The sequence below is a fragment of the Flexivirga sp. YIM B11880 genome (genome assembly GCF_058148645.1).
Genome location: NZ_JBMAMH010000008.1, coordinates 176,770 through 184,297, shown reverse-complemented (window position 1 = coordinate 184,297; position 7,528 = coordinate 176,770). Strand labels below are relative to the sequence as shown.

The following is a 7,528-nucleotide window of genomic DNA, read 5'->3' as shown; positions in this document are numbered from 1 at the left end:
GCTTCGCGGCTCTCGCCGCCGCGAGGTTGCGCTTGCGGATGATGGCGGCGAGGCGCGCCGACTCCTTCTTCTGCGTCTTGAGGCTGGCGAGCTCGATGTTCTTCTGCTTGGCGAGCGCCTTCTGGGCCGCGGTCTGCTTCTTCTGCAGCGCCACCACACTGTTGCGCGCCGCAGTGGCGGACGTCTTCGCCTTCTCGGCGGCGGTCTGCGCGTTCTGCGCCTGAATGGTCAGCGTGGCGATGCGGCGGCGGGCCGCACCGAGCCGGTCGTCGGCTGCTGTGCCGGCCGCGCGTTCGCTGGACAGCTTGGTGAGCACACCGCCCTGCTGGCGCATGACCATGTCGGCGACCGACAGCTGCGACGTCACGTCACCCCGGCTGGTGAGAATGTCCAGCGTGAGTTGCAGGTTGCCGAGCCCGCCGGACATGTAGCTCTGCCGGGCGATGCCGCCGACCAGCACCTTCGACTTGGCCTCGGCGGCCCGGTTGGTCTTCAGCTCGGTCTGGTTCTTGGTCTCGTCGGCCTTGGCGATCGCCAGCTTGGCGTTCATGTCGCTGAGGTGGTTGTTGGCGGCGGTCAGCTTCGTGTTGGCGTTGGTGAGCTTCTTCTGCGCGGCGACGACCTTCTTGTTGGTCGCCACGAGGGCGTTGTTGACCTTGATCAGTTGCGCCGAGGTGTCGTCCAGGTCGTGCTGGGTCGTCGCGATCTTGCCGTCGACCTTCTTCTTCTGGTGGTCGACGGAGTCCGCGGACGCCGGCGCGGCGATCGCCGTGCACATGACCGCCAGCGCGCAGGCGGTGGCGACGAGGCGGCCGCGCCGAAGTCCGGTGTGCTCGGATGACGACATACGTGACTCCTTAGACCCGCAGGTAGCGGCGCAGGGTCACCCACGCCGTGGCCAGTGCGATGACGACCGCGCCGGCGAACAGCCAGGGCGCGAAGTCCCAGACGTCGGCGGTGGTGATCATGCTGACAAGGTTGCTGGTGGACGAGTCGGAGCTCTTGAAGAGACCTTCGACGCCGTAGTGCACGAGCGCCCAGAGCAGGCCGACCGCGAGCGCGGCACCGATGAGCGTCGCGAGCAGGATCTCGATGACGAACGGCAGGTAGATGACCGTCGACGAGGCACCGACCAGCCGCATGATGCTGACCTGCCGTCGGCGCGTGTAGGCGACCTGGCGGATCGTGGTGCTGATCAACAAGATTGCGCAGATCACCATGACCACCGCGAGGGCCACCGCGCCCACGCTGATGACGTGCAGCAGCTTGAAGAACGTGGACAGCACGTTGCTCTGGTCGCTCACCGCCTCGACCCCTTGCTGGCCCTGAAAGGAGGCGACGATCTCGTTGTACTTGCGCGGATCGGAGAGTTTGACGCGGTATGACGAGGGCAGTGCGTTTGCCGAGACGTCCGAGAGGTAGGGGCTGCCGCGGAACTGCTGCTTGAACCGGTCGTAGGCCTGCTGCGAGGTCTCGTAGTAGACGTGCTCGACCAGCGGTTTCATGCCGTCCAGCTGGCTCTTGACCTGGTCCTTCTGCGCCTGTGTCGCCGCACCGTCGGCGCACGACTGCACGTCGGTGGACTGATTGGTGCAGAAGAATATCGAGACCTGCACCTTGTCGTACCAGAAGCCCTTGGCGACGCTCACCTCGCGCTGCGCGAGCAGGCCGGCGCCGAGGAAGAACAGCGACACCATCGAGACCAGCACGACCGAGATGATCATCGAGGCGTTGCGGCGGATGCCGTTCCCGACCTCGGCGAGCAGGAATGTCAGACGCATGCCCTCAGTCCTCGTCCCGCTCGAGGGCCCGCGCCGCGCGCTCGGCGGCGAGTTCGCGCATCCGGTGCTCGTCTCCTCTTCGGGGTCCCCGCGAAGTATCGGCGGAGGAGCGAAGCGGAGGAGCCGAACTTCGTGGGGTGGAGCCGACGTAGCCGCCCTCCGCCTCGTCGCGGACCAGCTGCCCGCCGCGCAGCTCCAGCACGCGCTTCTTGAAGACGTCGACGATGCCCTGGTCGTGGGTCGCCATCACCACGGTGGTGCCGGTCTTGTTGATGCGGTCGAGCACCTTGACGATGTCGGCGCTGGTCTCCGGGTCCAGGTTGCCGGTCGGTTCGTCGGCGAGCAGGATCGGCGGCTTCTTGACGACAGCGCGAGCGATCGCGACCCGCTGCTGCTCGCCGCCGGACAGCTCGTGCGGCAGGCGGCTCGCCATACCGTCCAGACCGACGAGGTCGAGCGTCTCCGGCACCAGCTGCTTGATCTGGTGGCGCTTGCTGCCCAGGACCCGCAGGACAAAGGCGACGTTCTGGTAGACCGTCTTGCCCTCGAGCAGGCGGAAGTCCTGGAAGACGACGCCGATCTCGCGGCGCAGCGCCGGAACCTTGCGCTCGGGCATCGGCACCAGCTCGCGGCCGGCGACCAGGATCGAGCCGGCGGTGGGCGTGATCTCGCGCGTGATCAGCCGCATCATGGTCGACTTGCCCGACCCGGACGAGCCGACGACGAAGACGAATTCCCCCCTGTCGATGTCACAGCTGACGTCGTCGAGTGCGGCGGAACCGCCCGCGGCATACCGCTTGGTGACGTGCTCGAGTCGAATCATGTGGGGCAGGAGGCCTTTTCACGGGGCTGAGGTCACTGGCCGCAACACGGTATGCCGACGCGTGCGGCTGGCCCGTCAGGCGCGCCCGGAAGTCACGAATTTCCCATCCGCCTCAGCTGTCCCCTGCCGGCTCTCGAGCCGTCCCCACAGACCGACGGTCGGCCCGTGGGATCACTCCGCGCCGGCCTTCTCCAGGCTGCGCTTCCAGCGGATGCCGGCCTCCATGAAGTCGTCGATGTCGCCGTCGAAGACCGCGTCCGTCTTGCCGACCTCGTGGTCGGTGCGCAGGTCCTTGACCATCTGGTAGGGGTGCAGCACGTAGGACCGCATCTGGTCGCCCCAGCTGGCCTTGATGTCGCCGGCGAGTTCCTTCTTCTCGGCCGCTTCCTGCTCCCGGCGCAGCAGCAGCAGCCGGGACTGCATGACGCGCAGCGCGGCGGCGCGGTTCTGGATCTGCGACTTCTCGTTCTGCATCGACACCACGATGCCGGTGGGCAGGTGCGTCATCCGGACCGCGGAGTCGGTGGTGTTGACGCTCTGCCCGCCGGGACCCGAGGAGCGGAAGACGTCGATCTTCAGCTCGTTCTCGGGGATCTCGATCGAGTCGGTCTGCTCGATGAGCGGCACGACCTCGACGGCGGCGAACGACGTCTGCCGGCGGCCCTGGTTGTCGAAGGGGCTGATCCGGACCAGCCGGTGGGTGCCCGCCTCCACCGAGAGGTTGCCGTAGGCGTAGGGCACGTTGACCTCGAAGGTCGCCGATTTGAGGCCGGCCTCCTCCGCATACGAGGTGTCCATGACCTTGGTCGGGTAGCCGTGGCGCTCGGCCCAGCGCAGGTACATGCGCATCAGCATCTCGGCGAAGTCGGCGGCGTCGACCCCGCCGGCGCCGGCGCGGATGGTGACGACGGCCTCGCGCTGGTCGTATTCGCCGCTCAACAAGGTGCGGACCTCGAGCTCGCCGACCGCCTTCTGCAGACTGGTCAGCTCCTTCTCGGCCTCGGCCATGGTGTCGGCGTCGTGCTCCTCCTGACCCATCTCGACGAGGACCTCGAGGTCGTCGATGCGCTGGTCCATCGTCTCGACGCGCTCGAGCTCGGCGTTCGCGCGGGACAGGCTGCTGGTGACCTGCTGGGCGTGCTCCGGGTCGTCCCACAGGTCCGGCGCGCCGGACTGCTGCTCCAGGTCGGCGATCTTGGTGCGCAGGGAGTCCAGGTCGGTCACGCCACGGACGGTATCCATGGTGGTGCGCAGTGCCTTGATCTCGGCGGGGAAGTCGGTAGCCACAACCTCACAGCCTACGGCGTCGGCAAACGTATGCCGACAGCAGTCGCGGCGCCGTTGCGCTCAGTGCACGTGTGCTCTGGCGCGCGACTGCACGGTGATGTGCACGTCACCGAACATGCTCGACATGACACCGCCCAGCAGCGGCGGGTGCACGACAGCGGAGACCCGCACCACGGCGACGCGGGACTCCTCCGCACCGGTGCCGTCGGCGATGCGCCAGCCGAGCACCTGCGCCGGCACGTCTTCGCGGGCGAGGGTGGCCGCGGCAACCTGCTGCACGGAACGGTCGGACAAGGTCAGCTGTTCACCGACACCACCGTGATAGAGGCTGCTCTCGTCGACGGCGTCGGCGGCGTTCGCCGCAGCGGCATCTGCGGCGTCGAGCACCTGCAGCCGGGCGAGTTGTATGGCGGTCACGTTGATCCCGCCGACGATGAGCATGCCCAGGATGCCGAACAGGCCGGCGATCAACAGCACGACGCGCCCGCGGTCGTCGCCCCGCGGCACCCGCGGCAGCAGAGCAGCCAGTGGTCTCATGACGCGCGGTAGTGGTCGACGACTTCGGCGTGCCGCGAGTGCAGGTGGATGGTCGACGGAACGACCCCGCGCAGGAAGTCCGGGATGAGCGGGAGGTCGACATCGAGGTCGGTGACACCCTCGATGACCGAATCCGGGCTGAGGCACGGGCGTTTGCTGCAGCCGATCTGCACGCTCCCCTGGCCGGCGAAGCCCTGATCCTCGAAGGACAGGGCAGCCGCCGCCCGGGCGCGCGCTTCGCCGGAGGCGGCGTCGGGCGCGGTGACGAACATCCGGGACGACTCTCGTGCTGCCGACGCCACGGCGTAGGTCCCTGCTTGCAAGCGAGCCAGGGTGATGACCAGGTAGAAGACCGGCAGCGTCAGCAACAGCCCGATGACGATGAATTCGATGAGCGCGCTGCCGCTTTCCCTACCGGACTCGGCGATGCNTAGGTCCCTGCTTGCAAGCGAGCCAGGGTGATGACCAGGTAGAAGACCGGCAGCGTCAGCAACAGCCCGATGACGATGAATTCGATGAGCGCGCTGCCGCTTTCCCTACCGGACTCGGCGATGCGCGGGCGCAGACGGCGCTGCGCGCCCCTCATGGCTGCGACTCCGCGTAGGCGCGGCCGGACACGTCCAGTGCCTGCGAGGGGCCGAACGGCCCCACCACCGGCAGCGGTGCCCTGACCGTCACCTTGACGACCCGCGCGCCACCTTCGCTCTCGACGGTCGCGGTGACGTGCTGCGCATAGCGTCCGGACAGGCCGGCCCGGATCAGGTCGGTGGTCCGTTGCGCACCCATTGCGGGGGTGGCGTCCGCACGGGCGCCATACCTCGCGCCCTCGGCGGCGTTCTCGATGAGGGTGTTGCGGACGTAGAGCGAGAAGCCGACCTGGAAAGCGGCCAGGAAGAAGATGACGACCAGTGCACCGACGAGCGCGAATTCGGCGACGACCGAGCCTGTTTCGTCGCGGCGCAGACGTTGCAGCACATCCTGCGGGCGATCGGCCCGCATCGGCTACTTCTTTCCGGTGACGCCGTGAACAGCGCTGCTGAACAGACTGGTCAGTGCATCCTGCGCGGTCGCCCAGAGCACGGTGACCAGGCCGGCGGTCATGATCGTGATGAGCACCCAGCCGGGCACATCTCCACGTTCGCCGTCGTCGGTCGCGTTCGCGATGCGCTCCTGCGCGGCATACATCCCGCGTATGGTCCGGGACTGCAACTTGGCGATGACAGTCATGGTTCCTCCTGGTGGTGAACAGTTGTGACGGGGTCAGATGGTCATGTTGAGGATGTCGAGTCCGGGGAAGATCGCGAAGAGGACGGTCACGGGCAGCACGAGGAAGACCACCGGCACCATCATCATCAGCTCGCGGCGGCCACCCAGCTCGATGAGCTGCTGCTTGCTGGAGTCACGGGCGTCCTGGGCCTGGGCGCGCATCACGTCGGCGAGGGGCGTCCCGCGCTCGACCGCCACGACGATGCCGTCGACGAAGCGAGCCAGGCTCGGGATGCCGGTACGATCGGCCAGTCCCTGCAGCGCCTCCGGCAGCGACGAGCCGGATCGGGCGTCGACCAGGCAGCGTCCGAGTTCACCCGACAGCTCTCCGGAGGACAGGCCGGCTACTCGTTCAAGCGCGGCCGCGGCACCCTCGCCCGCCGTGACGGCGAGCGCCAACATCTCTGCCACGGCCGGGAACTCGGCAAGGATCTGCTGCTCCCGTCGCTCCGCCGCGCGGCTCAGCATCTGGTCGCGCGCCACGACTCCGGCGGCGAACGCGATGACCAGAATCAGCACGGCGCGCACCGGGGAACCGCCACCCCCGACGAAACTCACCGAGACGTAGCAGCCGGCGAGCAGCATGGCGCCGAGCCCCCAGAGCGCCTGCTGGGCACGGAACCCTTCGAGGTCCGAGGGCTGTCCGGCGCGTTCCAGCCGGGTGCGCACCGAGGTCGCGCCGCCGAGCAACTGGTCGACAAGGTGACCCAGCCGGCGCAGGACCGGCGCCAGCACCTGGTTGACGTCCAGCCGGTCGGTCGGTGTGGACAGCAGCCGGGACGGTAGGGGCGCGTCGCGCACGTAGGGCTCGATGCGGGAGTTGAGATCGGGCTTGCGGTGCATGGGCAGTCCGACATAGACGAGCAGCACGCCGACACCCGCCAGCGCTCCGAGCAACGCACCCAGCCAGGCGTAGGTAGCGATCATCGCAGCACCCTCGCCTCGACGGGGAGCCGCCCGATCCGGCGCATCACCCGGTAGGCGACGATCGTGACGGCGGTGCCCACCACGAGCACCACGACCCCGGCTGGTTCGCGGTATGCCGCCAACGAGTCACCTCGAGTCGCGAGCATTGCCAACACGATCCACGGGGCGGCGACGGCCAGCCGGGCTGCATTGACCGTCCATGACTGCCGCGCTTCGAGCTCCGCCCGGGTGCGGGCGTCGTCGCGCAGGAAGGTTGACAGCGTGCGCAGCAGCTTGCCGAGGTCGGTGCCGCCCACCTCTCGCGCGATGCGGAGCGACTCGATCAGCCGGTCGGCGACCGGGTCGCTGAGGCGGGCTTTCAGGGCATCGAGACATTCGTGGAATCGACCCGTGGCGCGATAGTCGTGTGCGAACTCGGCGAACGCCGGGCGCAACTCCTCGGGGCCCCGGATCGCCAGCTGGGACAACGACTCCGGCAGGGCGAGTCCGGCCCGCACCGCGGAGGCGATGTGGTCGACGACGTCGGGCCAGAGGTCACGCAGCTGCGAACGCCGCCGGCGCGCCTTGCCGCGGACGAACGCGATCGGCGCGTATGCCGCGATCCCCGCGAAGGCCACCGCAATGGCGGGAACCGCGGTGGCTGCCATGACGATCAGCAGCACGATGGCGCCGGTGCCGCCGGCCGTCCAGAGCAGGCGCGAGATAGTGAGGCCGCTGATGCCGGACTGCACGACTTCATCCGCCAGCCGGTCGTGCAAGGATGAGCCGGCGCGGGCCTTGGTGGCCTGCTCGCGTGGCCAGAACGACCACCAGATGCAGAGCAGACCGGCCCCGAACATGACCGGGAAGACGACGTTCATTGCGGGTCTCTCCTCCGCCGAGAGCCGCAATTGACCCGGTGCTGAAT

At 68.3% G+C, this 7,528-nt stretch carries 10 protein-coding genes; all 10 read right to left on the bottom strand.

What is annotated here, in order from left to right; translation table 11 throughout:
• On the bottom strand, nucleotides 1–847 hold an 847-nt coding region (locus ACN8HC_RS13445; protein WP_490075341.1), incomplete at its 3' end, for a hypothetical protein.
• A 10-nt stretch (nucleotides 848–857) separates the two neighbouring features.
• A complete protein-coding gene (ftsX, locus tag ACN8HC_RS13440; protein ID WP_490075340.1) occupies nucleotides 858–1,781 on the bottom strand; it encodes a permease-like cell division protein FtsX in 924 nt (307 codons plus the stop codon).
• A gap of 4 nt (nucleotides 1,782–1,785) precedes the next feature.
• Entirely contained in the window at nucleotides 1,786–2,604 is an 819-nt protein-coding gene (gene ftsE, locus ACN8HC_RS13435; protein ID WP_490075339.1) for a cell division ATP-binding protein FtsE, read from the bottom strand.
• A gap of 171 nt (nucleotides 2,605–2,775) precedes the next feature.
• Entirely contained in the window at nucleotides 2,776–3,891 is a 1,116-nt protein-coding gene (gene prfB, locus ACN8HC_RS13430; RefSeq protein ID WP_490075338.1) for a peptide chain release factor 2, read from the bottom strand.
• A 60-nt stretch (nucleotides 3,892–3,951) separates the two neighbouring features.
• Entirely contained in the window at nucleotides 3,952–4,428 is a 477-nt protein-coding gene (locus tag ACN8HC_RS13425) for a pilus assembly protein TadG-related protein (RefSeq protein ID WP_490075337.1), read from the bottom strand.
• Nucleotides 4,425–4,796: a pilus assembly protein gene (locus tag ACN8HC_RS13420; RefSeq protein ID WP_490075336.1), complete on the bottom strand. Its 372-nt coding sequence runs from the start codon at nucleotides 4,794–4,796 to the stop codon at nucleotides 4,425–4,427. Before ACN8HC_RS13420 ends, ACN8HC_RS13425 begins: the two co-directional genes overlap by 4 nt.
• A gap of 214 nt (nucleotides 4,797–5,010) precedes the next feature.
• Nucleotides 5,011–5,427: a TadE/TadG family type IV pilus assembly protein gene (locus tag ACN8HC_RS13415; protein WP_490075335.1), complete on the bottom strand. Its 417-nt coding sequence runs from the start codon at nucleotides 5,425–5,427 to the stop codon at nucleotides 5,011–5,013.
• Between the two features lie 3 nt (nucleotides 5,428–5,430).
• The gene (locus ACN8HC_RS13410) at nucleotides 5,431–5,655 is read right to left on the bottom strand and encodes a hypothetical protein (RefSeq protein ID WP_490075334.1); all 225 of its coding nucleotides are present in this window, start codon (nucleotides 5,653–5,655) and stop codon (nucleotides 5,431–5,433) included.
• Between the two features lie 33 nt (nucleotides 5,656–5,688).
• A complete protein-coding gene (locus tag ACN8HC_RS13405; protein WP_490075333.1) occupies nucleotides 5,689–6,621 on the bottom strand; it encodes a type II secretion system F family protein in 933 nt (310 codons plus the stop codon).
• On the bottom strand, nucleotides 6,618–7,481 hold the full coding sequence (locus ACN8HC_RS13400) for a type II secretion system F family protein (protein WP_490075332.1): 864 nt from the start codon (nucleotides 7,479–7,481) through the stop codon (nucleotides 6,618–6,620). The genes ACN8HC_RS13405 and ACN8HC_RS13400 overlap by 4 nt, the downstream gene beginning before the upstream one ends.
• Nucleotides 7,482–7,528 lie beyond the last annotated feature (47 nt).

Bases quoted from the DNA above. Each gene is read 5' to 3' on its own strand.
- ftsX (WP_490075340.1), bottom strand. From the start codon at position 1,781: ATGCGTCTGACATTCCTGCTCGCCGAGGTCGGGAACGGCATCCGCCGC.
- ftsE (WP_490075339.1), bottom strand. From the start codon at position 2,604: ATGATTCGACTCGAGCACGTCACCAAGCGGTATGCCGCGGGCGGTTCC.
- ACN8HC_RS13425 (WP_490075337.1), bottom strand. From the start codon at position 4,428: ATGAGACCACTGGCTGCTCTGCTGCCGCGGGTGCCGCGGGGCGACGAC.
- ACN8HC_RS13415 (WP_490075335.1), bottom strand. From the start codon at position 5,427: ATGCGGGCCGATCGCCCGCAGGATGTGCTGCAACGTCTGCGCCGCGAC.
- ACN8HC_RS13410 (WP_490075334.1), bottom strand. From the start codon at position 5,655: ATGACTGTCATCGCCAAGTTGCAGTCCCGGACCATACGCGGGATGTAT.
- ACN8HC_RS13405 (WP_490075333.1), bottom strand. From the start codon at position 6,621: ATGATCGCTACCTACGCCTGGCTGGGTGCGTTGCTCGGAGCGCTGGCG.
- ACN8HC_RS13400 (WP_490075332.1), bottom strand. From the start codon at position 7,481: ATGAACGTCGTCTTCCCGGTCATGTTCGGGGCCGGTCTGCTCTGCATC.